22 protein-coding genes are annotated in these 24,010 nt (G+C 72.2%); 13 read left to right on the plus strand and 9 right to left on the minus strand.

Annotated elements, in window-relative coordinates; all coding sequences use genetic code 11:
* The first annotated feature begins 123 nt into the window (after window positions 1–123).
* The 7 genes from ABD823_RS04390 (at window position 124) to ABD823_RS04420 (ending at window position 5,250) form a co-directional block, all read left to right on the plus strand.
* Window positions 124–462: a hypothetical protein gene (locus tag ABD823_RS04390; RefSeq protein WP_344856145.1), complete on the plus strand. Its 339-nt coding sequence runs from the start codon at window positions 124–126 to the stop codon at window positions 460–462.
* Window positions 463–519: 57 nt separating this feature from the next.
* Entirely contained in the window at window positions 520–678 is a 159-nt protein-coding gene (locus ABD823_RS04395; protein WP_344856147.1) for a hypothetical protein, read from the plus strand.
* A gap of 82 nt (window positions 679–760) precedes the next feature.
* Window positions 761–988, plus strand: a complete 228-nt coding sequence (locus ABD823_RS04400; protein WP_344856149.1) for a hypothetical protein — start codon at window positions 761–763, stop codon at window positions 986–988.
* Window positions 975–1,403 carry a hypothetical protein gene (locus ABD823_RS04405; RefSeq protein WP_344856151.1) on the plus strand — a complete coding sequence of 143 codons (429 nt, stop codon included), beginning with the start codon at window positions 975–977 and terminating at the stop codon, window positions 1,401–1,403. The genes ABD823_RS04400 and ABD823_RS04405 overlap by 14 nt, the downstream gene beginning before the upstream one ends.
* 146 nt (window positions 1,404–1,549) lie before the next feature.
* A complete protein-coding gene (locus ABD823_RS04410; protein WP_344856153.1) occupies window positions 1,550–2,608 on the plus strand; it encodes a DUF4192 domain-containing protein in 1,059 nt (352 codons plus the stop codon).
* 5 nt (window positions 2,609–2,613) lie between these two features.
* Window positions 2,614–4,110, plus strand: coding sequence for a YifB family Mg chelatase-like AAA ATPase (locus ABD823_RS04415; protein ID WP_344856155.1), 1,497 nt, complete (start codon window positions 2,614–2,616; stop codon window positions 4,108–4,110).
* A gap of 111 nt (window positions 4,111–4,221) precedes the next feature.
* Window positions 4,222–5,250 (plus strand): DUF932 domain-containing protein, encoded by a 1,029-nt coding sequence (locus ABD823_RS04420; RefSeq protein WP_344856157.1) that lies wholly within the window; start codon window positions 4,222–4,224, stop codon window positions 5,248–5,250.
* A 105-nt stretch (window positions 5,251–5,355) separates the two neighbouring features.
* Here the strand turns inward: ABD823_RS04420 and ABD823_RS04425 are convergent, their stop codons facing one another.
* On the minus strand, window positions 5,356–6,210 hold the full coding sequence (locus tag ABD823_RS04425) for a hypothetical protein (protein ID WP_344856159.1): 855 nt from the start codon (window positions 6,208–6,210) through the stop codon (window positions 5,356–5,358).
* Between the two features lie 182 nt (window positions 6,211–6,392).
* Between ABD823_RS04425 and ABD823_RS04430 the strand changes: the two genes are divergently transcribed.
* Window positions 6,393–6,887 (plus strand): hypothetical protein, encoded by a 495-nt coding sequence (locus ABD823_RS04430; protein WP_344856161.1) that lies wholly within the window; start codon window positions 6,393–6,395, stop codon window positions 6,885–6,887.
* A 592-nt stretch (window positions 6,888–7,479) separates the two neighbouring features.
* Here ABD823_RS04430 and ABD823_RS04435 read toward each other — a convergent pair.
* Genes ABD823_RS04435 through ABD823_RS04445 form a run of 3 tightly spaced genes read right to left on the minus strand, consistent with a single transcriptional unit; the run spans window position 7,480 to window position 12,169 of the window.
* On the minus strand, window positions 7,480–8,841 hold the full coding sequence (locus ABD823_RS04435) for a C40 family peptidase (RefSeq protein ID WP_344856163.1): 1,362 nt from the start codon (window positions 8,839–8,841) through the stop codon (window positions 7,480–7,482).
* Window positions 8,838–9,743, minus strand: a complete 906-nt coding sequence (locus ABD823_RS04440) for a replication-relaxation family protein (protein WP_344856165.1) — start codon at window positions 9,741–9,743, stop codon at window positions 8,838–8,840. Before ABD823_RS04440 ends, ABD823_RS04435 begins: the two co-directional genes overlap by 4 nt.
* Before the next feature lie 20 nt (window positions 9,744–9,763).
* Window positions 9,764–12,169 (minus strand): type IV secretory system conjugative DNA transfer family protein, encoded by a 2,406-nt coding sequence (locus ABD823_RS04445; protein WP_344856167.1) that lies wholly within the window; start codon window positions 12,167–12,169, stop codon window positions 9,764–9,766.
* A 188-nt stretch (window positions 12,170–12,357) separates the two neighbouring features.
* On the opposite strand from ABD823_RS04445, the gene ABD823_RS04450 reads away from it, so the two are divergent.
* Window positions 12,358–12,957, plus strand: a complete 600-nt coding sequence (locus ABD823_RS04450; RefSeq protein WP_344856169.1) for a hypothetical protein — start codon at window positions 12,358–12,360, stop codon at window positions 12,955–12,957.
* Window positions 12,958–12,971: 14 nt separating this feature from the next.
* Here ABD823_RS04450 and ABD823_RS04455 read toward each other — a convergent pair whose 3' ends face one another.
* The 4 genes from ABD823_RS04455 to ABD823_RS04470 are packed head-to-tail and all read right to left on the minus strand — an operon-like array spanning window position 12,972 to window position 18,407.
* Complete coding sequence (locus ABD823_RS04455) at window positions 12,972–14,729, minus strand: VirB4 family type IV secretion system protein (RefSeq protein ID WP_344856171.1); 1,758 nt, start codon at window positions 14,727–14,729, stop codon at window positions 12,972–12,974.
* Window positions 14,726–15,664, minus strand: a complete 939-nt coding sequence (locus tag ABD823_RS04460) for a PrgI family protein (RefSeq protein ID WP_344856173.1) — start codon at window positions 15,662–15,664, stop codon at window positions 14,726–14,728. Before ABD823_RS04460 ends, ABD823_RS04455 begins: the two co-directional genes overlap by 4 nt.
* Window positions 15,661–17,250 carry a TrbL/VirB6 family protein gene (locus ABD823_RS04465; protein WP_344856175.1) on the minus strand — a complete coding sequence of 530 codons (1,590 nt, stop codon included), beginning with the start codon at window positions 17,248–17,250 and terminating at the stop codon, window positions 15,661–15,663. Before ABD823_RS04465 ends, ABD823_RS04460 begins: the two co-directional genes overlap by 4 nt.
* Window positions 17,251–17,255: 5 nt before the next feature.
* Window positions 17,256–18,407 carry a hypothetical protein gene (locus tag ABD823_RS04470; protein ID WP_344856177.1) on the minus strand — a complete coding sequence of 384 codons (1,152 nt, stop codon included), beginning with the start codon at window positions 18,405–18,407 and terminating at the stop codon, window positions 17,256–17,258.
* Between the two features lie 441 nt (window positions 18,408–18,848).
* On the opposite strand from ABD823_RS04470, the gene ABD823_RS04475 reads away from it, so the two are divergent.
* From ABD823_RS04475 to ABD823_RS04490, 4 genes are all read left to right on the plus strand, one after another.
* Entirely contained in the window at window positions 18,849–19,859 is a 1,011-nt protein-coding gene (locus ABD823_RS04475) for a DNA-methyltransferase (protein WP_344856179.1), read from the plus strand.
* Between the two features lie 86 nt (window positions 19,860–19,945).
* Window positions 19,946–20,227 (plus strand): helix-turn-helix transcriptional regulator, encoded by a 282-nt coding sequence (locus ABD823_RS04480; RefSeq protein ID WP_344856181.1) that lies wholly within the window; start codon window positions 19,946–19,948, stop codon window positions 20,225–20,227.
* Window positions 20,228–20,229: 2 nt separating this feature from the next.
* Entirely contained in the window at window positions 20,230–21,495 is a 1,266-nt protein-coding gene (locus tag ABD823_RS04485; protein ID WP_344856183.1) for a tyrosine-type recombinase/integrase, read from the plus strand.
* A gap of 199 nt (window positions 21,496–21,694) precedes the next feature.
* The gene (locus tag ABD823_RS04490) at window positions 21,695–22,345 is read left to right on the plus strand and encodes a DUF2637 domain-containing protein (protein WP_344856185.1); all 651 of its coding nucleotides are present in this window, start codon (window positions 21,695–21,697) and stop codon (window positions 22,343–22,345) included.
* A 74-nt stretch (window positions 22,346–22,419) separates the two neighbouring features.
* Here the strand turns inward: ABD823_RS04490 and ABD823_RS04495 are convergent, their stop codons facing one another.
* Window positions 22,420–23,880: an SNIPE associated domain-containing protein gene (locus ABD823_RS04495; RefSeq protein ID WP_344856187.1), complete on the minus strand. Its 1,461-nt coding sequence runs from the start codon at window positions 23,878–23,880 to the stop codon at window positions 22,420–22,422.
* Window positions 23,881–24,010 lie beyond the last annotated feature (130 nt).

A 24,010-nucleotide genomic window follows, 5' to 3' on the forward strand; every position in this document is an offset into this window, starting at 1 on the left:
AACGGTCTTCATATCCGGGACCGGAAGGTCCCCCGCCGGCTGAACCCGTGGACGGCGGCTGGACACGCCACCTCGCTGTGGCCCGGGCATCGGGCCTGGGCCATGCCGCACACGGGAGTGTTCATGGACATCAGCCAGGCGCTAGTGAACATGATCAAGTCGGAGCTCACGCCCAAGGTCTTCTCCACGGGGTCCAAGGGCTTCCACGGCTCGGCGAAGATCACCGTTGACGGGGTCCGCTACCAGTGCCAGGCCCAGGCCGTACTGGTCGGCTCCAAGCAGGACCCGAACGCCGTCGTGCGGGCGACGACGGAGGAGATGGGCGCCGCGCTCTCGGGCCTGCTGGAGGACCTCCAACCTCGCACCTTCAGCAGCGGCAAGACCGGTTTCCGGGCCGACGGCAAGGTGGAGGCGCACGGGCAGCGTTTCCAGTCGAGCGTTCAGGCCGTCCGCCTGGCCTGAACCGCGCGGCACGCCGGGATCTCGCGTGTCTCCCAGCGTGCCGGCTGGAGGACAGCCATGCCCGATCCCCGCCCGTACCGGGTGTACGTCCGCGATCCCGGTACCGGTCTGCTCGTCTCCGACGGGCTGATCCACCGAGGGGAGCGCTGCGCCCGGCGCGAGGCCCGCACGATCACCCGGGTCCAGGGCCGGGAGGCCGAGGCCCGCCCGGTCTGAACGCCCCTTCTCCTCTCCGCCGTCCGGGCGGTACGGCAGGCCCGCCCGGACGGCTTCCGCATGCCCGAAAGGAGGATCTTCGGTGGAGGACACCTCTGCCCATGACGTGCACGTCATCGTGCTCTGCCCGAGCGTCGCCCCGGAGGCGCACGGGCCGGGCTGCCCGGCACGGCACCACTACATCCCGCCCCAGCCCGGTGAGCCCGGCGACTGGAGCGGCGACGTCCGCAGCCTGAGCGAGATCCGGGAGCTCTTCCCTTCCGCCCGTGTCCACCGATGCCTGGAGGGGGTGTTCCATGCCGGTGCTTGACCAGGTGGTGCTGCCCCCGGGCTGGGAGATCTCTCCCCGGCTGCTGGCGGCCTGGCCGATCGACGGCCTCCACACGCTGGAGCTGTGGCCGCGCGGCCGTACCGACGACGGCCGGATCCGCTGGTACTACCGGCTGTCGCGCGGGAGGCGAACCATCTTCGCCGCCTCCGACATCAGCTCCGCGGCCGGTGCCACCCTGACCACCGGGGAACTGATTCGGGCCGCCCGGACCGTGCTGTCGTACCTGACGCTCCAGCCGGGTGACACCGATCCGGAGTACTTCGACGGCTACGCCGGGACCCAGCTGGCCTGGCGCGACGCCCACGCCGAGGATCTGTCGCTCTACGCGCTGGAGGACGTGTGCGGCTACTGCGGCGGCGTGGACCACGTCTCACCCGGCTGCACGGCCCGGTGACCGCCATGGCGAACACCGGCCGCCGCCCCGGACCGCCGCGCCCGCTCGACCCGTAACCCACCCGCCCGCGCTCACTCCGCGCGGCGCGTTCCCGTCTCTCCGCCCCCGGCACCGCCGGGGGCTCTCGTCTTTCCTGGAGGTTTCCCATGACCGAACCGCTCCGCCTGTCCGGCCCCGCCGACCTGGTCGCGGTCGTGCCGTACCTGCTCGGCTTCCACCCCAGCCTGAGCATGGTCGTGATCATGATGCAGTCCGACTCCGGCTCGGTGCTCGGCACGATCCGCTTCGACCTGCCCGACCACGGCGCGCCGTCGATCGCCCGGGAGCTGTCGCGCATGCTCACCCGCAACGCCGTCACCCGCGTCATGCTGGCCGGATACGGTCCCGGCTCCCGGGTGACGCCCGTCATGGACGTCATCCGGGAGACCCTCCCCGGCCACGGGATCGAAGTCCTGGAGGCGCTGCGGGTGGAGGACGGCCGCTGCTGGTCCTACGTCTGCGCCGACCCGTCCTGCTGCCCGCCGGACGGGCTCCCGGTCGACGGCTGCGGTGAGATCGCGGCGAACGCGGTGGTGGCCGGACTGGTCGCGCTCCCGGACCGCGGTGCGCTGGAGGCCACGCTCGCCCCGGTCGACGGTGCCCGCCGTACGGCCATGCGGGAGGCGACGCTGGCCGCGCACGCCCGGGCGAACGCGCTGCTCGCGTCCCCGACGTCGACCGGCGCCTACTGGTACGCCGAGGGCCTGGCCCGGATCAGGGAGGCTCTCTGCCAGGTGGACCGGGGGCAGGAGCTCTCGGATGAGCAGGTGGCGTGGCTCGGCGTCCTGCTGACGATCATCCCGGTCCGGGATTCGGCGCTGACCTTCACCGAGCACTCCGACCAGACGCACCTGCGGCTGTGGGCGGAGGTCACCCGCCGGGTGGAGCCCGCTTACGTGCCCGCGCCCGCCTGCCTGGCCGCGGTCATGGCGCTGGTGACCGGAGACGGGACCCTCGCGCTCGTCGCGGTCGACCGGGCGCTGTCGGCCGATCCGGGGTACCGGTTCGCCGGAATGCTCCGCCTGGCGCTGAGCATCGGCGTCCCGCCGAGCACCGTCGCCGACCTCCGGACGCCGACGATGGCACAGGACATCGCGAGCATCGTCGCGGAGAACCCCGACGGGGTCCGCCCGGTCCTGTGCGACGTCACGGCCGAGGGGCGGTGACCGGCGTGGGATTCGCGTCCGTCCACGCCGCCACCGTGGTCGGCTTGACCGGTCACCTGCTCCAGGTCGAGGCCGACGTGACCGACGGCCTGCCCGGGCTCCATCTGATGGGTCTGGCGGAGACGTCCACCTGGGAGGCCCGCGACCGGGTCCGTGCGGCGGTCGTCAACAGCGGGCTCGCCTGGCCGGAGTCGCGCGCCACGGTGAACGTGCTCCCGGCCGGCCTGCCCAAGCGGGGCAGCGCCGGTGATCTCGCGATCGCGGTGGCACTGCTGGCCGCGTCCGGTGCCGTCCCCGCCGCCGGTCTCGCCCGCTGGGTCCTTCTCGGTGAACTGGGTCTGGACGGGACGGTCCGCCCGGTCCGGGGCGTGCTGCCGATGATCCGCGCCGCCGTCGCCGCCGGGCTGTCCCGTGTCGTGGTCCCGGAGGGGAACGCCGGTGAGGCCGCCCAGGTCCCCGGCGTGACGGTGGTCCCGGTCCGCGACCTGGCCCGGCTGGCCGGGTGGCTGCGTGCCGGAGAGCTGGAGGGACACGCCCGTTCCTCCCCTCCGGCCGGGTGGCGTCCGTCCGGCAGCCCGGTGGATCTCGCCGACGTGGCGGGCAATCCGGCGGCGCGCCGGGCGCTGGAGATCGCCGCGGCCGGTGGGCACCACCTGTTCCTGCGGGCACCGTACGGGAGCCCGGCCGCGATGCTCGCCGAGCGGTTGCCCACGATCCTGCCGCCGCTGGAGGAGGAGGCGGCGCGCGAGGTCAGCGAGATCTACTCGGTGGCGGGCCACCTCGACTCTGACCAGCCTGCCGTCACCCAGCCTCCGCTGGTCAGCCCGCACCACACCAGCACACCGGCGGCGATCTTCGGCGCGCTCCGCCCGGGAACCGTCTCCCTGGCACACCGCGGGGTGCTGTTCATGGAAGATGCCGCCGAGTTCCCGTCCACGGTCCTGCACGGCCTGCGCCACCCGCTGGAGGCCGGCGAGGTGGTCATCTCCCGAGGGGACGCGACGATCCGCTACCCGGCACGCTTCGCCCTGGTCCTCGCCTCACCGCCGTGCCCGTGCGAGACGCCGTCCTGCGCGTGCACGCCCGTGGCCAGACGGCGCTACCTGGCCCGGCTGGCCGGGCCGCTGGACCGGGTCGAGATCCGTACCCGGGTGGAGCGGCCGAGCCGGGCGGAGTTCCTGAGCGGCGTGCCGGGTGAGTCCAGCGCGGCCGTCGCCGAGCGCGTCGCGGCGGCACGGGAGCGCGCCGCCGCCCGCCTGGCCGGTACGCCGTGGAGCACCAACGCCGAGATTCCGCTCCTGGAGCTGCGGACCGTCTTCCGGACCGCTCCCGGTGCGCTCGATCCGCTCGACGACGCCCTGAACGCCGGCGTGCTGAGCACCGGGTCGTACGTCCGGGTGCTGCGGGTGGCGTGGACGATCACCGACCTGCGCGGCGCGGACCTGCCCGGCCGGGACGACATCCGGGAGGCGCTCGCCCTGTGGCGGGGCGACTGGCCGTAAGACCACGAGGAGCCGCCGCCCGCCCCGCCTCGCGGGCGGCGGCCGTACCGAATCGACAGCCTTGGGCACCGGACGGACCGGTGCCTTTCTTCATGTCTGGAGGGAAGACACATGTCGAAGGAGACCCTGTCCTGGCTGAACGCCAACACCCTGATCGGCTTCACCGACAAGCGCGGGACCGCCTGGCACTACCGGGCCGGCTTGCAGGGTACGGAGCCGAACCACTACCCCGGCCCGATCCCCGTGGAGGACGTCAAGCGCCGCCTGTTCGGCTGGGAGGCTCTGTCCCGGCCGATCTACGTGGAGGACCCGGTCACCGGCGGCCTGGCCGAGATCCCCGAGCGGCAGGCGATCGTGCGCAGCGACACCGGACACGTGATGGGGATCTTCTCCGACGGCTACGAGCCGCATCCCTACGTGGAGTGGCTCATCACCACCATCGGCCGCCTGCTCGACGACGACCTGTCGATCGGCTCTGCGGGCCTGCTGCGCGGCGGCGCGGTCGCCTGGGTCTCGGTGGAGGTGCCGGAGACCATCCGCACGCCGGAGGGCGTGGAGTTCCGGCCGCACCTGTTCGGGGCGACGTCGTTCGACGGGTCGCTGGCCACGACCTTCAAGCGGGCCGTCACGAACGTGGTCTGCGACAACACGATGGCGGCCGGCCTGGCCGAGCGCGGCCAGCAGGTGAAGATCAAGCACTCGAAGTACTCGAAGCTCCGGCTGGAGGAGGCCAGGGACGCGCTCAGCATCGTCCACCAAGTGGCCGACGACTTCTCCGCGCAGGTCAGGCGGCTGTGCGAGACCGACGTCAGCGACCGGCAGTGGCGGTCGTTCCTGGACGCGTTCGCGCCCCTGCCCGAGGAGCGGGGACGGTCCTGGACGCTGGCCGCCAACAAGCGGGAGAACCTGCAGCGGCTCTGGCGCCACGACGACCGGGTGGCGCCGTGGGCGGGCACCGGCTGGGGCGTCATGCAGGCGGTGAACACCTACACCCACCACGGGCAGAAGGTCCGCGGCGCCTGCCGGGCCGAGCGGAACCTGCTGCGGGCGGTGACCGGTGGCTTCGACGACCTGGACCGCGAGACCCTCCGCCTGCTGGAGCAGGTCCTCGACCGGCCGGTGCCGGTCCCCGCGGCATGAGACCACGCCGTGTGGCTCCCGGCTCTGCTGCCGGGAGCCACACGGCGGGAAGTCACTGGCTCCTCGTGCCCCTCGGTCTTCCACGCCACCGGTACGGCGAGGCCCTCAGCGCGATGCCGGCACGCCGGGCAGCACCGGCAGCCCGCCCCCGGCGTCGAGCAGGAGCCGGTCCCCGAGAGGCGCGTCGAGCGTCACGGTGACCTGGTCGATCTTGCCTATCGCAGGGCACGGCCCGTCGCCGGTGGGCTCGACGTCCACGTCGACCACCACCAGGTCGCGGGTCTCGTAGGCGCGGGCACCGTACGTGCGGTCGCAGGCTCCGTGCAGGTAGCGCAGCAGCAGCTCCCGCTCCCTGCCGGGGACGGGGTCGAACGCCGTCACCTCCTCATGCTCGCCGCCGCCCTGCGCCGCCGGGCGCGGGGTGATCGCCGACGGGTGGACGGCGATGCGCACGAAGCGCGCCGTCAGGCCCTTCAGCGTGAAGCGCCAGGCGGGCACCTGGACCGTCCCCCGGTTGGTGCGCACCGGCACGTCAACGAGCTCCACGCCGGTCACGTGCAGCTTCCGGCACCCGGCGGGCGGACAGTCGTCCTCGATGAGGCCGGCCGGCTTGCTGACCTCCGCGTACGCCTGCGCCGCCGTGACCAGCGGAACCGTCAGGGCCGAGCCGTCCGGCCATTGCAGCCGCCGGGCGGGCGGGGTCTCCGCGGGCAGGTCGACGTCCAGACTCCAGGCGCCGTTGTGGTCGCTCCGGTTCGCCCAGGCGGGCAGCCGTTTCCAGTCCGAGGCCGCCTCCGGGTGCTCCAGCGGCACGAAGCCCTCGCGCCACGCGCGGTCGGCCGCCGAGCCGTGCCAGCGCCCGGCCACCTCGCGGGCGCGGTCCTCGAACTCCCCCTGCGACATGGGACCGCCGCTGCACCCGGCCAGCGGCAGCGCCAGCGCGAGCGACCAGATCACCACGCGCCCGGCGGCTCCCGGAGCGCTGAGCGGGGCACGGAGGGGGAAAGCGCGGAAGCGCCGTATCCGAACGGCATCCGTGGACAGGCGGGCGGCGGTGAACCGGGATCTCATGCTCTGGTCACGTATCCCGTCGGATGATGGTTCGATGTCGGCAGCGGATGTCCGGGAGCGGAGGGAGCGACATGAACGACGAGACGACGGCCCTCCTCTTCGACGTGGTCGACCGACTGGAGAAGAGCATCGTCGCCCGTGACTGTCCGGCCATCGTGGCCCTAGACGGTGAGCGCAGGCTCGTGCTCAGCGACTACGACTACCTGCGCGACGAGCCGGCCGCTGCCGCGTTCGAGGCGCGGGCCGCCGCCAAGGCGCACGAGATCGCAGCCACGCGCTGGGTGCTGGCCGTACCGCAGGTGTGGGTGTTCACCCCGCCGAGCACGGTCTCCGTGCGGGCGGTGTCGAACCATCCCCTGCGCGAGGGCGAGCAGGAGGCGATCACCTGGATGAGCTGCGACCGCGGCGAGGGCGTGGACTACGGCCGGGTCGCCTACGCCCGCCGCCCCAGCGGTGAACCCGTCTTCGAGGACCCTGAGGTGTTCACCGTGGGCATCCGGCCGCACGAGGGCATGCCGGGCTTCGCCCTGCTCCAGGCCTACATGGCAGACGAGCCGAACGCGTGACGGAGCGCTGACGAGAGGGGCCGGCTCGCGAACGAACCGGCCCCCTGACCTACTCATCGCAATCGACCAAGAAAACGGTGAGAGCGGTCACGTCCAGCGTACGCGCTGCAGCATCCGATGGCTGGCAACCACGTTGACGAGATCTGATCGCTGAAACTTCGATCTCCCTCGCGAGGAGATCATCCATGGGGTATATCTATGCTCATGGGTGGTCGTGCGCGTCGCCGGAAGAGGCGGCCAAGGCAGATACGGCCCCTCCATGTCGCCTTCGCATCGAGCTCCTCGGCCGCCGCCGCTGCCGCCGCCGGGTTCGATGAGGCGCCGACCCCGTCTCAAGTCACCTTCCTCCTCATGGCCGCAGGGCTGACAGGATGGCTTACATGGCGCACCGCGAGAGATAAATCTCCCGGAAATTCGCCGACCAAGCGTGGTGTTGCCCTAAAAAGAATTCCTGAAGCCAGTACGCGAGAGCGTGCCCTAAAACAGGATCTGTACGGGCTGGCAGCGTAGCCTTAATGCCGTGAGCTGGGAAAACGCCCGCTCAACCTTTCGCTTAGCCTCCTCGCGCAAGGAAGCCCTGCACGATATCCCTCTAATTCATTCGCACCGCCCCCATGTATCCCGATCGCCGCACAGGGTCGATGCGGATAACCGTTCCGGTGCGTGGAGCATGGATCATCTTGGTGGCGGATACGGCGAGTCCGACGTGATCCGGACCCGGGACTCTCGGGTCCGTCTCGTAGAACACCAGGTCGCCGGGGCGGATGGTGCCGCGGATGCGGGTGCCGTGGTTCCACTGGGCGTAGGTGACCCTGGGGATGGGGACGCCGGCCTCGGCCCAGGCGTACTGGACGAGCCCTGAGCAGTCGAAGCCCTTGGTCCTGGCGCCCCTGCCGATGCCGAAGCTGGCGCCGCCCGCTCCTCCCCCACCCCAGGAGTACGGCACGCCGAGCATCTTCAAAGCTGCTCGCACGGCTGTCATGGCGCGTGCGGATGCGCCCTTCAGGCCCTTGCCCGTGCCCTCCGTCTGACCGGTGTCCTCGGAGAACTCGCCCGCCAGTTCGCGGCAGAGGTCCCCGGCGACCACGGAAACGATCCTCTCCGCTTGCCTACGGGCTTTTCCGGGATCGGTGGGCGGTGCACCGCCCCGGCCCGCGTCGTGCAGGGCGTAGGCGATGTCGGCCACCACCGCCTTCCGGTCGATTCCGAGGGAGCCGGCGGTCTCGATGCTGGATCGCACGGCCGACAGGTCCGCCGCGGTCAGTCCGAGTTCCTCGGCGGACTTCTCAGCCGCCGGCGCGCTCCGTGGCCGGGAAGCCGTCTGCACCCATCCCCCAGGCGGCCGGAGCGCGGCGACGACCTCCACGGCCCGGTCCTCGTGCTCGGCGTAGGCGTCCGGGAAGGCGGAGTTCTGCACGGTCTGCGCCGCCACGGTCAGCGGCTCGGTCTGCCAGTCCTCCACCGTGACCAGCACGGAGAAGAACTTCCGGGCGGCGTAGCGCGGGTCCGTCACCTGGGCCTTGGTCCCCCAGCCGCTCACGGGACGCTGCTGGAAGATGCCGAAGGCCGTCCCGTGGTCGCCCACCACGTCGTTCCTCAGGTGCGACTCCTGAAGCGCCGTCGCGACGCCGATGACGGCGGCGCGCTCGGGCAGTCCCATCTCGGCGGCCGTGTCCACGATGATCCGGGCATGGGCCAGCTGCTCACGGTCCAGACCGCTGGTCTCCCCGGCCCTGGCCGTCTCCGACCGTGGAGGGCGACGGGTGGAGGATGCCTCTGTTGCGGGGCGCGGACGGTCGGTGTAGGCGCAGACGGCGGCGGCGAGCTCGGCCCGGTCGGCCGAGGTCACGGCGACCTTGGCGCCGCCGGTCATCCCGGCGAGCAGCGCGATGCCCGTGACGATGCCCCCGCCCGCGATCAGGGCTTTGACGCCCAGCCCTGCTTCGATGATCACTCGTCGTCCTCCGGCAGCGGAGCGGCCTGCGGGGCGGTGGCCGTACGGGATCCGAGGCCGGGCCAGTACAGGGCGAGTTCGGCCAGACGCAGGCGGGGACCGTCGGTGTCGGAGGGCAGCCACTTCTCTCCCGCCGGGCCGTCGTCCACCGGGCCTGCGGCGACCGACGGGTTGCCGGTGGCGATGGGGACGAAGATGTGGGCGGGGTGGTGGACGAGCTTGCGCCGCAGGTTCGCCTCGCGCCGCTCGCCCTGAACCCAGAAGAGCACCGGCGTGACGACCTGCGTGGCCTCCGCGAGAGCCGCGTAGCCGTCCAGTTTGCGCACCACCCGCTCCAGCGATTCGCTGCCGGTGTCGTATTCGAGGAAGAAGTCGACGGTGTGCTCGTCCTCGCGCCAGCGCCCGTAGGCGTCCGGGCGGACGGTGTCGCCCCACAGGGACGCGCACCGGTTCTCCGCCCACCAGGTGACCAGCTCGGCGGTCGCGTGCCGCCGGGCGAAGCCGTACAGGCCGGCACCGAAGCCGTTGGTGCCGACGGTGTGGGACAGACGCTGGCTGTAGGCGATCGCCAGCACGCGGTCGCGGCGGTAGCCGTACGCTCCTGGGTCCACGCCGTCCTCGGAGGCCAGTACGGCGGCGCCGGCCGGTCCGAGCACGTAGTGGTAGGGGGCGGTGCCCATGCCGGGTGGCAGGTTGGGCCGGAAGCGGTCCAGCACGCCCATGTGGTGCAGGGCGAGCAGGCGCTTGCGGGCGGCGTCGTCGGTGTCGAAGGCGATCCGCGCGATCTGGGGCGCGGTCAGGACACGCTGCTCCTTGACCATCCGGAGCAGCCGCCGGTCGCGTGCGGTCAGCCGGGCGGCGAGCTGGGCGAGCACGGCGGGAGTGAAGCGGGATGTGGACATCGGGATCCTCCTTCGGTGACTCAGTGGTGGAGCCGGGGGTCGTCGTGGCGGAGCCGGGGATCGTCCGGCCGGGATGCGGGCGCGGCGGCGGTACGGCCGTACGCCTTGGCCGCCGCGGCTCTGATCCGGTCGGCTACCTCGCGTGAGGGCTCGGGCAGGGGCCGCGTGCGCAGGGTGAAGGGAGGCGCCTCGGCCGAGCGCGACATGAGCCGGGCGGCGGCCTGGAAGGCGCCGAGATTGGCCAGGTCGTGGGCGCGCAGATAGGGCGCGAAGTGGTGTTCGACCTCGCGGGCGTCCTCCGGCGAGAGCGAGAAGTACACCTTGTTGCGCGCGTCGGAGGAGATCGCCTGCCGCAGGTCGCGGGGCATCTGGGCGAGGTGCTGGTGGGCCAGGACCAGCGAGAGCCGGTAGGCGCGGGCCTCGGCGAGCATGTCGCTCAGTGCGTGCGGCAGGGTGAGGAAATTGTGCGCCTCATCGACGTAGAGCGCGGCGTGCGCCCGGGCGCGGCCGAGTTTGGCCCGGTGCGAGGCGGCCTGCCAGACCTGGGCCAGGACCATGGAGCCGAGCAGGCGGGCGCTGTCGTCTCCCAGCACGCCCTTGGGCAGCCGCACCAGCAGGATCCCGCCGTCGAGCACCGCGCCCGGGTCGAAGGTGGAGCGGGCCGAGCCGAGCACGTCGCGGACGAACGGCCGGAGCAGGAACGCCCGGAGCTTGTTCATGATCGGGCTGGTGACGTGGGCCTTGGCCGAGTCGGACAGGTTCTCGTACCAGTGCCAGAAGCCCAGCAGCAGTGGATCGCGCAGTCCCGCCACGAGCCGGCGCCGGTACTCGGCGTCGATGAGCAGCGTGGGGACGTCGGCGAGCGTGCCCTTGTGCCGGGCCAGGGTGAGGGCGCAGCCACGCAGGATGTCGTCGGTGCGCGGTCCCCAGTAGTCGGCGTAGATCTTGTGGAAGATGCCGACGAGGTTGTCCACGCCCATGTCCAGCTCGGCCCCGCCGAGGACGTTGAGCGACGGGCGGGCGTGGCGGTCGTCGGGGTCGATCAGCACGACCCGATCCCCTGCCGTCTGGGGCATCAGGCCGAGCAGGTCGCTGATCAGGTCGCCCTTGGCCTCGATGACCACCGTTCCGCGCCCGGCCTGGATGTCGGACAGGATCATCTGGGCCAGCAGCGTGGACTTGCCGGTGCCGTTCGGGCCGAGGATGTGCACGTGGTGGCAGGAGTCCGCCACGCGCAGGGCGACGGGCCGCTCGTGACCGGAGTCGGCGAACCCGAGGACCTTGGCGTTCGCTCCGCCGTAGGCGATGGCCGGGGACGGCGGGACGCTGTTGGCGCCCGCCCGCTGCAGTCCCGGGACCGCAGCGTCCAGCGGCAGGTGTGCCAAGGTCGCGAGTTCCGGCACCGAGAGCAGGAACCCGCGGCCGAGGCGGCGGCCGGCGAGCTGGGCGGCGGGCCAGGGCAGCCGGTGGCGCTCCAGCCGGTTGTGTCCCGCGTAGAGGGCGAAGGCCGAGGCGATCGCGTGGGCGCGTCCCCGGATCGCGTTGCGGCGGGCGGCGTGCGCGACCTTGTCGTCGGCGGCGGACGGTTCGTCGGCCTGTACGGCGTAGCGGACCGTCACGGCGTAGCGCGGTTGCAGCGCCTTGTCCCTGATGGCGCGTGCTTCGGCTGATTCCTGCAGCTGGAGCGCGCGGTCCTGCGCGTGCTGGCGCAGGTGCTGGGGGTGCAGGCGCGAGTGCAGCGGTCCCGGGGTCAGCAGGTCGAGCAGGCCGCGTACCAGCCACACCGGGCCGGCGGTGGCGAAGTGCGTGAGACGGCGGCCGGTCGCGGGGCGGGCGAGGATCTGCACGGCGGCGTGCTGCCAGGTCGGCATCCCCACGGCCGCGCCCACGAGCGCCCGCAAGGGGTCGGTGTCGTGGTCGTGCCGGATCGGCAGCCGCTCGCTGCGGGCGATCCTCAGCTGCCCGCCGTGGGAGCGGCCGGTGAGCGGCACGGGCGGCGCCGCTTTCTGTACGGCGGTGCGCGCTGACGGCCAGGCGGCCTCGACCGCGTGTTCCACCAGGTGCTGCGGGACGACGCCGGGGACCCAGAGCCGGATGCGCACCCCGGCGGCGCTGAAGACGTACTCGAAGGCCAGATGGGGCTGTCCGAACAGGATCCGTTTCCAGGCCGGCCGGAGCAGCCCGATGAGGTTGCCCCACAGCGCCTCGGCACCCGGCATGTCGGCGACGGGCGGGGCGAGGATCTCCACACAGCGGGCACCGCGGGCGAGCCGCCGGTGGCGGAGCCGTACGGTCACGGACCGCCCGAGCACCGCGGCGACCTCGGCGGCCACCAGCCAGCCGATCAGCTGCCCGACGTGCACCGACAACCAGGTGATCAGCCCGTCCAGGACGGTACCGGGATCGGTGAGCAGATCGTGGATCATCGCGCTTCACCGCCCCGGCGATGATCGGGGAGGATGGCCGGATGGCCCAGGGGTCGCCGCTGCCAGCCGAGCTGGATTCCGGCCGACTGCTGTCTCCGCTGGCTCGGGAGCAAGTGGCCCGGCTGCACGACGCACCGGCGGCCGGGTACGGCCGGTACCCGCCGCACAGACGAATGAGCAGGTGAACGATGATGGACGATCCCTCTTCCTTCACGGACGAGGAGAACTGGCGCGGCGGCTTCTACGAGCTCGCGATGGAGTTCGCGGGCACGGCCGACGGCCCCTTGCTGAAGGGTCTGGAGGTCATCCGGGATGCCGCGACGCTCGACGGGTTCCACACGGCACGCGATCGCGAACCCGCCGGGCAGGTGCCGTACGCGCTGGAATCCGGGCTCCCCACCGGCCACCTGTACGGGCTGACCCGCCCTCCCGCAGGCAGAACATGCGTGTGCGGCGCGCTCGTCAGCCGTTTCGATGACGGAACGAGCTGGCTGATCTTCTACCTGCCGCTGGAGGCGCTGGGACGGACAGATCGGCGCGTGGGCGCCTTCCCCTTCAACGAGGACGACGAGCCGTCCTCGTTGGCATGGCGGCGGCCACTCGACGACTGGCTGGTGTCCCTGGCCCGCCGGGTTTACGGAGTCGTCCGGTTCCGGCGGGCGCTGGTCGGTTTCGAGACCTACGGGGAGGAGACCGAGCAGACGCCGGGTGCCGTCCCTGAGCGGCGATCCTGCGGGTACCTGCTGCCGCGCGAGGAGACGCTCGATTACTGGCCTGCGACTGACTGACACGATCGGCGTGGTCACAGGTCGTCCTCCTCGCAGTTGAGGCCGGCCAGTTCCTGCGGATCGCTGGTGACCAGGTCGTGTTCGCGGCGGCTGGCGATCACCTGGAGCGGGACCCGCTGGGCTCCGGCTCCCGCGGTGAGCAGGCCGGTGCCGCGTTCGGCCGACAGCAGCAGCTGCCGTTCGCCGTCGGACAGGTGGAAGGCGTCGGCGACCCGGTCGATCGTCTGGGGTGCCTGTTTGAGCAGGATCTGGGTGGTGGAGTTGGCGATGACCGCCTGGCCGATCTCGGAGCCGAGCAGGTCGGCGGCGTCCTGGGTGACGACCGATAGGCCGGCCCAGTGCTTGCGGGCGGCCTTGGCCATGCGCAGCAGGAACTTCGCGCCCTCGGGGTCGCGCATGAGCAGCCACGCCTCGTCGACCACGACCAGGCGGGGCCGCCGGTTCCGGGGGTCGGAGACGCGCCGCCAGACCGCGTCCAGGGTCAGGAGCGTGCCGACCGCCTTGAGTTCCTCCGGCAGGTCCCGCAGGGAGAAGACGATCAGGTGGGAGTCGGGCCGGGTGGTGGTCGGCCCGTCGAAGAGCCGGCGGTGGCTGCCGGTGACGTACGGCGCGAGCCCGGCGGCCAGCTCGTGCGCCTTGGGATCGTCGTCACCGGTGAGCGCGGTCACCAGGTCCCGCATGAGCGGTGGGCGCCGGCTCCAGGTGCGCGGCTCGATGGTGATCCCGGCCTGCCGGTAGGCGGCGATGATGCCCCGGTCCAGCGCGGCCTTGCCGGCCTTGTCGAGCGGTTCGCCGAGCATGACCGCGATCAGGGTGTGCAGGAACAGCGCGCGGCGGGTGAGCGGGTCGCCGTCACGCTGGCCCCTGGGCGGCAGGTCGAAGGGGTTGAGCCGGACCTTGGGCGCGCCCAGGTGGAGGTAGGCGCCGCCGACGGCCGCGCACAGCCGGGCGTACTCGTCCTCGGGGTCGATGACGGCGACCTCGACGCCGACGTACAGCGAGCGCAGCGCCTCCAGTTTGGCCAGGTAGGACTTGCCCGCCCCGGACCGGGCGAGGATCACCGAGTTGTGGTTGTCCTGGGCGAACCGGTCCCAGGCGACCAGGGACGCGCTGGCGGTGTTGGCCCCGTACAGCACCGCGGTCGGCCCGAGCTCGGCGGTCAGGTCCGGGCTGGTGAAGGGGAAGGCCGCAGCCAGCGCCGGGGTGTCGAAGGTGCGCCGCATGCCCAGGTTGTCGTAGGCGAACGGCAGGCCGCTGACCCAGCCCTGCAGTTGCCGGAAGGTCACCTGGCGGGCGTCCAGCAGCAGCGAGGCGGCCAGGGCGCGGACCTGGGCGCAGGCGTCGTCGAGTTCCTCCTCCGAGGCGGCGTGGACGGTGAGGTAGATCGCGGCGCGGAACAGCTTGGCCTGGCCCCGGGCGATCCGGGACGCCAGTTCCTGGGCGTCCTCGGCAGCGGCCTCGGCGCCCGGGTCGAGCAGGCGGCCGTGCTCGTGGTCGGCGCGCAGCCCGGACTCCAGCCGGGCGAGCTGTTTGCGGAGCCGGTCGGAGGCGACCAGCGAGGGAACGGGCTCGACGTGGACCGACACGTCCAGCCGTCCGGGGTAGGCGAGCAGCGGTTCCAGCCAGCCGGGCGCGACCTCGCGCGGGTAGCCGGTGACGGCGAGGGTGGCGCAGACACCACCGCCGACGCGCAGGCGGCGCGGCTGGACCTCGACCGCGTCCGGCCCGATCCTCGAGGGCGCCGAGCCGGTACGGCGCAGGCGGAGTCTCATCGGCGGCCTCCCCTGCCGATGACCGCGTCGTCAGCGGCCGGCCCGTCAGCGGGCAATGGCGGGGCGGTCGGGTCGAAGCAGGAGGCCAGCAGCGCGGTGACGGCCGCGGCGTCCAGCAGACGGACCGTGATCCCGCACCCTCCCAGCAGGCGGGCCGCCTCGTCCAGCCGCCGGTAGGCACGCGCGGCGGCCGAGGCGCGGCCGTTGCCGCCGACGGCGGGCTCGCGGACGACCAGCAAGACCTGGCGGCGGAGCAGTTCGTGCCGGGTGGCCAACTCGGACAGGAACGCGGCGTGCTCGCGGGCGGCGGAGGCCAGCGCCGGGTGCGGCAGCTGCCGGGCGCTGTCGTGCAGGGCCGTGACGGTCTCGGTCAGGTCGACGCGCTCGGCGCGGACCAGGATCTGCACCGGGCCGGACAGCGAGTTGAGCCAGCGGCCGAAGACCGCGACCAGACCGTCCTGCTCTTCCGGGGTGCGCAGGGCGAAGCTGACGGTGGAGACCTCGGCGATCGCGGCCACCCCGTCCGGCCCGAGGTCGAGCAGGCCGTCCCCGGCCACGCCCCGCGCCGGGAGCCGGAGCGGCGCGGGCAGCGGGCCGGGCTTGGCGGCGATCCACCCGGGAGGCGCGGGAACGTCCTCGGGGGCGGTGACCAGGTGCTTGGGGGCGCGCTGGTGCCGGAGCGCGGCGAGCGCGAACCGGTCCAGGCTGATCCCGTCGTGCGTGCCGATGGCCAGCAGGATCCCCAGCACCGCGACCGGCAGGGCCAGCGCCCCGAGCGCGGCCGGCGGGATCTCCTCGCCGAAGGTCACGTACGCCAGGTAGAGGGCCCCGCCGGTCACTGCGAGGATGACGACCTGCCGGGCGGTGAACCCCCAGACGATCTTGTCGGGCTGTTCGACGTCGGCGGGGATGCGGACGACCTCACTCCAGCTCATCGCCCGCCACCTCCTTTCCTCTTGCGGGTGCGCCTGCGGGCGGAACCCTGCGCGGGCGGCGGCGGTGGGGGTGTACGGCGGCGCGCGGGGTTCTCCGGCCAGTCCGCCGAACCGGGGATCGGGGCGTTCGGTGGGACGATCGGCCGGACCGGACGACCGGGGATCGGCGGGGGCTCGATCGCCCGGCGCGGAGGCAGGGGCGAGGACGTCCCCTGGGCGCGCAGCCGGTGCATCTGGTTCAGCCCGGCCGGTCCGGCGGCGTAGAAGTTCTCGCGCGGGTAGCCGTAGACGGGCGTGGACGGCGGGACGGGCTTCTGCGGCCGGGGCGGCGTGCGGTACTTGCCCTGGACCGGCGGCGCGCTGGGAGCGTGTTTGACGGGTCCGGGCTCCCAGTCGCCGGCGCGGATCGGGCGGCGGGCGGCGACCGGTGCGTGCTTGACGGGTCCGGCGCCTCCGCGGGCGGCGGAGGCGGCCGTCGCAGCCGTGGCGACGCCGGCGGCGGCCGTACCGGCGGGGCCCGCGGCAAGGGCGGGCAGGGCCTTTCCGGCCAGTGCGCCGGCCACGGCACGCTTGGCCGTGCCGCTTCCGCGGCCGGAGCCCTTGCGCAGGTGCAGGACGTTCAGCAGCGGGTTGGTGAGCTTGTAGGCCAGGGCGTACTTGACGATCCGGACCATGCCGAGCCCGCGCCCGGCGGGCAGGAACATCGCCCGCGACACCCAGCCGGGGATGCGGACCAGGACGATCAGCAGGGTGAGGGCGAGCAGGAGGTTGTAGAGCTGGCCGGTGAAGCGCAGGCCCACCGCCTCCTGCCCGTCCTGGTTGAAGAAGACCCGCACGGCCGTGACCAGCGTCAGCGACTGGCAGAGCTGGATGAGCAGCAGCCCGGAGAAGACCCGCCACCACAGCCGCGCCAGGCCGTCGGTCTGCGGCAGGGCGTGGCAGCACAGGGCCAGCGGCGCGGCGACCACCAGCAGCGTGGTCAGGGCCACCCGGAGCATGAACGTGATGAGCAGCAGGACGAGCAGCACCACGGCCACCAGGGCGAGCAGGATGTAGAAGATCTCCGTGTCGCCGGGCTGGAGAATCAGGAAGCGGATCGCGTTCGCGGCCCGGCGTGCGTCGAACCCCTGGCCGAGCACCGCCTGGGCGAGGGCGTTGCTGATCTCGATGGCCTTGCTGGTCAGCAGAAGGCTGGCGTTGGCCGTCAGGAAGGCCAGGACGAGGCGGGGCAGGATCTCCTTGAGGGCGTGCCGGGTCTGGACGGTCTCGTGTCCCATGACCAGCACGCCGCCGGCGACGACGAACAGGACGAAGGCGCCGTTGGCCATGACCATGGTGGCCCGCCACAGGTCGGCGACCCTGCCGTGGGCGTCGATGCCGGGGGTGGCGAGCAGGGAGGTGGCGAGCATGTCGAGCAGCGGCCGGATCGCTAGCGCGACCAGGGCGGCGAACCAGTCGTTGATCTGGCTGCCGATCCAGTCTCCGACGTCGAGACCGAGGCCGCTGTCCCCCGAGGACGTGGGTTCGGGAGAGGGCGAGGGCGTGGGGGCGGACAGCAGGTCGCTGATGAGCGTCGCGGAGGTCACCGCCCTCACCCGCCCACGACGCGCTTGAGGATGCTGACGAAGATCGGCGCCAGTACGGCCAGGGCGTAGCCCATGGCCGCCGCCTTCAGTGCGGCTTTGGCCTTCTGCACCTCGCCGGGGTCTCCCCCGGCCACCAGGTAGCGCAGGCCGCCGATGGTCAGCATCAGCGTCGCCAGCGTGGCCAGCAGGCCGATGATCCAGTTCCGCATGTTCTCGAAGACCTGGCCGAGCTGGTCCGGGCTCGCGGGTGCGCGCACGGCGCGGGTGCCGCCGGACGGCGTCGCCGCGGCGAGCGTGGTGCCGCCGTCGGCGAGGACCGCCACCGCCGCGACGGCCAGGACGGCGACGGTGATGCCGGAGACGACCAGCGCGCGGAGGACGTGCCGTGACAGCCGCATACGGCGTTCCCGGCGCGCTCTCGTTCCCGGGGTGATGCGGCGGGCGGGGAGGCTCTGCGGTCGGCCGGTCGGGCTGTAGGGGCTCCGCGCGGAGCCGGTGGGGTTGCCCCGGCCTCCTTTCGGTTCGGTGATGGTGGGCTGCGGATCTGAGCTGATCCGGCTCCGCGCGGAAGTCATGGGTGTCTCCTCCTCGGCCTCGCCGGAGGCGGTGGAAGGAGTGATCGCGGGGATTTCGGTGGTCTCGGCCTCTGCGGCGAAGAGGGTCCAGGCGAGGTCGCTCTCGGCGGCCCGCCGGGCGCGTTCACCGGCGCGCCGGGCCGCCTCGCACAGGCGCGGCAGGATGCTGGGCCTGTCGATGTCGGCCGTGCGCACCGCGGCGACGAAGGCCGTCAACACCTGCGCCTCGACGTCCGCCGGATCGGCCGTGGCGTAGCCCCAGCGGACCCGGCCGGCAACGTCCCGCAGCGCCGGTACGGCGACGCCGACCGCGGCGGCCAGCCACTGCGAGCCGTCCAGGCGGGCGCGGATGACGAGGTCACGCCAGACCGCGTCCCGGGCCGCGGGTGACAGGGGGCGGCCCGCCAGCAGGTCACGCAGTTCGCCGAGCGGGATCGGGCACCGCGGCAGCTCGTCGGGGAGCGTGACGCCGTTGACGGTCAGTCCGCCGGGAGCGCGGGCGAGGAGTTGGAAGATGCGCTCGGCGACGTCCAGGGGCGAGGAAGGGCTCGGGTCGGTCGTCTCGTGAAGGTCGGTACTCATCGAGTGCTCCGCTGCGAGAGGAGTTTCGGTCTCGCAACCCGGTGTAGGAGCCGCCTCCGGCGACCCTCTGGCGCCACCGATCCATGATCTTGAGCGATGCTCCGGCGCGCTTCCGTGATCTCCGGCGGACCGTCGCGCCGGAGGCCCGCCGAAGATCGTCACAGCTCTCCTCCGGCCCCGCCCGAACCACGCCAACGGCTCGCCAGAGGTGCCTGTTCACCTGTGGACAGCGTCTTTCGCGGGCCGTCCGCCCACGAGGGCGCCGCGGATCTGAGGCCCGCCCCGAACGGCGATGACGACGCTCATCGACGCACTGTCCACCGGCGCCGCACCAGCGGCACCGCCCCGCTTGTCGGCAGGCACGCCGGCCGACAAACACCCGCTTTCCATGCCCTACGCCAGCACTATTTCGGACATCTGTATCCTCGGGAGGTCGACGCGGTGAGGCAGCCCTACTGGAGGCACGACCACGCCACCCTCTTCCTCGGTGACGCCCGCGAGGTCCTCGCGGAGATGCCCGGCCGCTCGGCCGACTGCATCGTCACCAGCCCGCCCTACTACGGCCTGCGGGACTACGGCGTCCCGGGCCAGTACGGCCAGGAGCCGACTCCGGCCGCCTACGTCGAGACGCTGCGGGCGGTCTTCGCCGAGGCCCGCAGGGTCCTGGCCGACGACGGCACCCTCTGGCTGAACCTGGGTGACTGCTACGCGGCCGACTCCGACGGCTGGGCCCGCGGACGGAACTACAACACCTGCCAGCCGCTCGTCCGCCCCCGCGCCCGGTCGGCGGTGCCGCCCAAGAACCTGCTCGGCATGCCCTGGCGGATCGCCTTCGCCCTGCAGGAGGACGGCTGGATCCTGCGCAACGCCATCGTCTGGCACAAGCCCAACGCGATGCCGCAGTCCGTCCTGGACCGCGTCTCGACGCGCTACGAGATGCTCTTCCTGCTGGTCAAGCAGCGCCGCTACTGGTTCGACCTCGACGCCATCCGCGAGGCCGGCGCGGAAGCTCCACCACGGACCCGTCGCGGGCACGTGGACGGCGAGGAGCCCGACGGCACCGCGCCGCCCCGGTCCCCGGACGGCAAGTACAGCGACACCGAACCCTTCAGCGGCCACCGGCCCGGCGCCGCCATGCGCCCCACCGGCCGCCGCCACACCGCATGCCACCCGCTCGGCCGGAATCCCGGGGACGTGTGGTCGATCTCGACCCGCCCGCTCAGGGCCGCGCACTTCGCCCCGTTCCCCGTCGACATCCCTCTCCGCTGCATCGCCGCCGGCTGCCGGCCCGGCGGCACCGTGCTGGACATGTTCGCCGGGGCGGGGACCACGGCCCTGGCCGCTCACGACCTCGGACGGGCCTTCACCGGCATCGACATCTCCGAACCGTTCCTGCGGCTCGCCGCCGCCCGCATCCGCGCCCACCGGGCCGAAGGAGGTGAGCGCAGGTGACCGAACGGCTACAAAGGGCCTGCTCAGGGCCTCCCGAATCGGATTCAGCCGAATATCCTGCAGGGCCCCGCGAGGGGAGATCCTCGGTGACCGGCCGGACGCCGTCCGGCCAGCGATCCTCGCGCAGGCAGGGCCGTACGCCGAGCGGCCCGGCCGCGACTGCATACGACATCGAGAAGGGAGAGCACGTGCCGGTCTCGGGCGATCGCCTCTGGGGCGTCGAGGAGGTCTCCGACTTCCTCGGCGTGCCGGTGAGCACCCTCTACGTATGGCGACACCGCCGGATCGGCCCGCAGGGGCGCAAGATCGGCCGCCACCTCCGCTACCGGCCGCAGGACGTCCGCGCCTGGGTCGAGGAGCAGGAGTAGCCATGGCCCACGTGAAAGATCTCTGGACGGTGACGACCAGGTTGCCGGACGGCACCTCGAGGAAGGTCCGGACCGCCCGGTACGGCAAGGGCAAGCGCTGGCTCGCCGTCTGGCTGGACCCGGACGGCCGGGAGCGCTCCGCCGCGTTCGAGCGGAAGGTCGACGCGGAGAAGAAGGCCTCCGAGATGGAGGTCGACGTCGGCCGAGGGGACTACATCGACCCCCACGCAGGAAAGATCCTCTTCGGCGAGGTCGCGGAACGCTGGCTGCAGTCACGTCTCGTGGACCCGGCGACCATGATCCGGTACGACTCGCTCTACCGGTTGCACGTGGCTCCGGCCTTCGCGCACCGGCAGGTCAGGAGCATCCTGCCGTCGCACGTCCAACGGTGGATCAGCGATCTGAGCGCCCGGTTCGACGCATCGACCGTGCAGACCTCGTTCCTCGTCCTGCAGGGAGTCCTGGACCTGGCCGTCGCGGACGAGGCCCTCAGGAAGAACCCCGCCAAGTCCCCCATCGTCCAGGTGCCCAGGCGACTCGCCGGAGAGATCGAGGCATGGTCCGACGAACAGGTCCATGCGGTGATCGACGCCCATCCCGGCCTGTTCCGGACGGTCCCCATCGTCGGTGCCGCCTGTGGCCTACGCCAGGGAGAACTGTTCGGCCTCGCCCTGGAGGACGTCGACTTCGACGAGATGTCGCTCAGAGTCCGACGCCAGATCAAGAAGCTGGGAAAGGACTTCGTCTACGCCCTGCCGAAGAGCGACCGGGAACGCCTGGTGCCCCTCCCCTCCTGGGCCGCCCAGGCCATCCGCCTGCACGTCGAGCGGTATCCGCCGCTCCTCTGCTCGCTGCCATGGGAGAAGCCCGGCGGGAAGCTCCGAACGCACAACCTGCTGTTCCGCTGGACGGACGACGACTTCATCAAGTACCGCAGCTACAGCGAGTTGGTGTGGAAACCGGCTCTCGCCACCGCCGGGCTCATCCCGGCCCCGGCGAAGGACGCCCGGCAGCGCAAGCGGTTCGCCACCACGCGGAAGGAAGGGCTGCATCAGCTGCGGCACTACTACGCGAGCGTCATGCTCGCCGGAGGCGTCTCGGTCCGGGAGCTCGCCGAATACCTCGGGCACAAGGACCCGGCCTTCACCCTCCGCGTCTACGCGCATCTGCAGCCCGGTTCCCATGACCGCGCCCGGAAGGTGATCGACGACCGCCTGTTCCGGCCTCGCGTGGTGCCCGAGGTGACGCTCCAAGCGGAGAGCCGATGAGCGGCGGCCCGCTCTGAATCGCCCGGAGGATCGCAGTGGTGTCTCTGATCGGTCCTCAAGCGGCTCCGCGCGGTGGTGCCGGCACCGCGCGGAGCCTTCTGGTCCGTCCTTGATCGAGGGGCAGGAACCTGTGCCCGAATCTCCTGACCGCTCCCCCACCACTCCATCCGCACCGAGCGATGCACTCACCCGCCGGACGGTGACCACGATCCTCGTTCTGATCGCCGCCCTGACGTTCGCCTTCAGCTTCGGCAACATCTGGGCCCTCGGGCTTCGCCTCGGAGTTCAGCCGTGGCTCGCCCCGCTGATCGGCCCAGCCGTGGACCTTTCCGTAGTCGGACTCTTGGTCGGCATCCGCTACTGCACGCTCAACGGCGTCAGTCCGACTCGCCTCCGGCCGGCCCGAGCGCTCCTCGTCTTCTCCGGGCTGACGACTCTCGCCCTCAACGTCGCCGAGCCGGTCATGGCCGGGGAGTACGGCCGCGCTCTCTTCGACTCGGTCGGACCGCTCCTGCTGATCGGCTGGAGTGAGGTCGGACCAAGCCTGATCCGCGAGATCCACACGATCAGCAACCATCCGAGCGCTGGCGGTTCTCCCAGCCGGCTCATGCCAGCATCCGCGCATTCATCGCGGTCATCGGTGCGACGTTCCCGACCCGGCGAGCGGGCTGAAGACGCAGCGGCCGACGACGAGCTTCTGGAGAAAGCGCGACAGGCGGACCTCACGCACCGCGCCGCCCACGGCCGGCCGATATCGGCCGACACCCTCCGCCGGGAGTTGTCCATCAGCAGCGCCAAGGCCCGCGCCATAGCCGTCCGGCTCCGTACGCAGCACAGCGAGCAGCCGTGAGCACATGACGTGCGCGGCCCTGCCCCGCGGGCCCGGCCCCTGCGCCGCCTCCTCCGGCTCCGTGCCGCCCGGTATCAGTGCGCGCTCGTCTCCGCGTGAACCGACTGGCGCCACTCCAGCGCTTCGGGAACGTCCCGGTACTCCAGCAGGTGCTGACCCGCGATCTTCTCCAGCAGCGCCCTCACCTCCGCGGGCGTGGCGCGGAAGAACTCCCGGCGCAGGTTGACCTTGTTGACCCGCCGGTCGCTCAGCTCGGCGTGCAGCCGCCCCTCCAGTCCGACCGCGTCGTCACTGAAGATCAGCGCGTGGGTGTCGAAGCGGAACGGCACCGACGCGTCCCCCAGCTCCCGCACCCGATCCTCGGGCTCCAGCCGCCGCGTCATACCGATCTTGACGATGTCCTCGCCGAACGCGCCGACGTTGGAGATCACATACACGTATCCGGCGCGGATGTTGGCCGCACGGGCCTCGACGTCGCTGACCGCCGCGCCGATCTCCTCCAGCTTCGCCTTCAGCTCCTGCGCGCCGCTCTCGTCGCCCTTGGCCAGCAGCTTCGACAGCGCCGCCCGGTAGTGCGCCTCCTCCTTGCGCAACCGGGCCTTCTCCCGCTCGAACTCCCGCCGCGCGGCCTCCTCCTCGCGCTGCTGCTCGCGCCGGGCCCGCACGAGCTCCTTCTCCTCCTCCTGCTTGGCCAGGTAGTCGGCGGTCAGCTCCAGCTCGCGGACGCGCAGCCGGTGGTAGTCACCACTGACGTGGATGCTCATCGTCTTGCCGAGCTTGACGATCATCTCCACGGCCTTCTCCAGCCGGTCGACGGCCGACTGCAGCTTGTACGGGCGCATCGTGCGCACGCAGTTGTCGGCCTCGGCGTTGTAGGCGCGCAGCATCAGCTTGGAGAAGTCGCGTACCATGCGGCGGCCCTCGGCGTCCGAGCCGTTGACCTGCCAGCTGGTGGAGCCCACCACGGCCTGGCCCTCCCGGGCCATCGCCTTGATGCGCGTCTTGATCTCGGCGAGCTGCTCCTTGTAGGCGACGGCGTCGCTCAGCGGGTGCCGGTACTCGTAGACGCCGGCCTCCTGCAGCAGCGCCGTCTCCTCGGTCCGCACGATCCGCCGCTCGATCTCCTGGAGCCGATCGGCGGCGTCGGCGATGGCGCTCTGCAGACCGCGGTACTCGGTGTGCAGGGCCTCGGTCATCGCCGAGACGCGCATCGCGTCCATGCCGCCCAACCGCTCGATCCAGGCACGCAGCTCGGCGTTCTCCGCCTCCAGCCGCTTCTTGCCGCCGAACAGCCCTCCCCCGCCGCGCTCCGGCAGCACCGGAGCCGATGCGGGTACGGGCGCGGCGGGAGCAGGGACCGGCTGCGGCGGAGCCTGGGGCACGGGCGGGGACACCGGCGCGTGGACGGGCACCCAGAACTGCCAGCCGGGCGGCGCGGGAGGCCAGGACGGGTCCGGCTGCCACCCGTGAGGAGGCCGCCAGCCCGCAGGCGGGACCGGCCATCCGGGAGGCGAGTTGAACCGGTACTCCGTCATCGACGTCCTCCTCGCCCGCATGCCGGGTTCGCACCATCTGCCACAGAAGAAGACAGCCGCCTCAGCGCGACGGTTTACACCGGTTCCATGGAGCCGTCGGAATCTCCGGCTGTCACCGACGACAGCCGTC

The organism is Planomonospora alba, from assembly GCF_039534085.1.
Classification (GTDB): Bacteria; Actinomycetota; Actinomycetes; order Streptosporangiales; family Streptosporangiaceae; genus Planomonospora_B; species Planomonospora_B alba.

Coding starts and splice junctions, on each gene's coding strand:
- ABD823_RS04495 (WP_344856187.1), bottom strand. CDS start 23,880: ATGACGGAGTACCGGTTCAACTCGCCTCCCGGATGGCCGGTCCCGCCT.
- ABD823_RS04455 (WP_344856171.1), bottom strand. CDS start 14,729: ATGAGACTCCGCCTGCGCCGTACCGGCTCGGCGCCCTCGAGGATCGGG.
- ABD823_RS04450 (WP_344856169.1), top strand. CDS start 12,358: ATGATGGACGATCCCTCTTCCTTCACGGACGAGGAGAACTGGCGCGGC.
- ABD823_RS04430 (WP_344856161.1), top strand. CDS start 6,393: ATGAACGACGAGACGACGGCCCTCCTCTTCGACGTGGTCGACCGACTG.
- ABD823_RS04470 (WP_344856177.1), bottom strand. CDS start 18,407: ATGAGTACCGACCTTCACGAGACGACCGACCCGAGCCCTTCCTCGCCC.
- ABD823_RS04440 (WP_344856165.1), bottom strand. CDS start 9,743: ATGTCCACATCCCGCTTCACTCCCGCCGTGCTCGCCCAGCTCGCCGCC.
- ABD823_RS04460 (WP_344856173.1), bottom strand. CDS start 15,664: ATGAGCTGGAGTGAGGTCGTCCGCATCCCCGCCGACGTCGAACAGCCC.
- ABD823_RS04445 (WP_344856167.1), bottom strand. CDS start 12,169: ATGATCCACGATCTGCTCACCGATCCCGGTACCGTCCTGGACGGGCTG.
- ABD823_RS04485 (WP_344856183.1), top strand. CDS start 20,230: ATGGCCCACGTGAAAGATCTCTGGACGGTGACGACCAGGTTGCCGGAC.
- ABD823_RS04410 (WP_344856153.1), top strand. CDS start 1,550: ATGACCGAACCGCTCCGCCTGTCCGGCCCCGCCGACCTGGTCGCGGTC.
- ABD823_RS04395 (WP_344856147.1), top strand. CDS start 520: ATGCCCGATCCCCGCCCGTACCGGGTGTACGTCCGCGATCCCGGTACC.
- ABD823_RS04390 (WP_344856145.1), top strand. CDS start 124: ATGGACATCAGCCAGGCGCTAGTGAACATGATCAAGTCGGAGCTCACG.
- ABD823_RS04405 (WP_344856151.1), top strand. CDS start 975: ATGCCGGTGCTTGACCAGGTGGTGCTGCCCCCGGGCTGGGAGATCTCT.
- ABD823_RS04420 (WP_344856157.1), top strand. CDS start 4,222: ATGTCGAAGGAGACCCTGTCCTGGCTGAACGCCAACACCCTGATCGGC.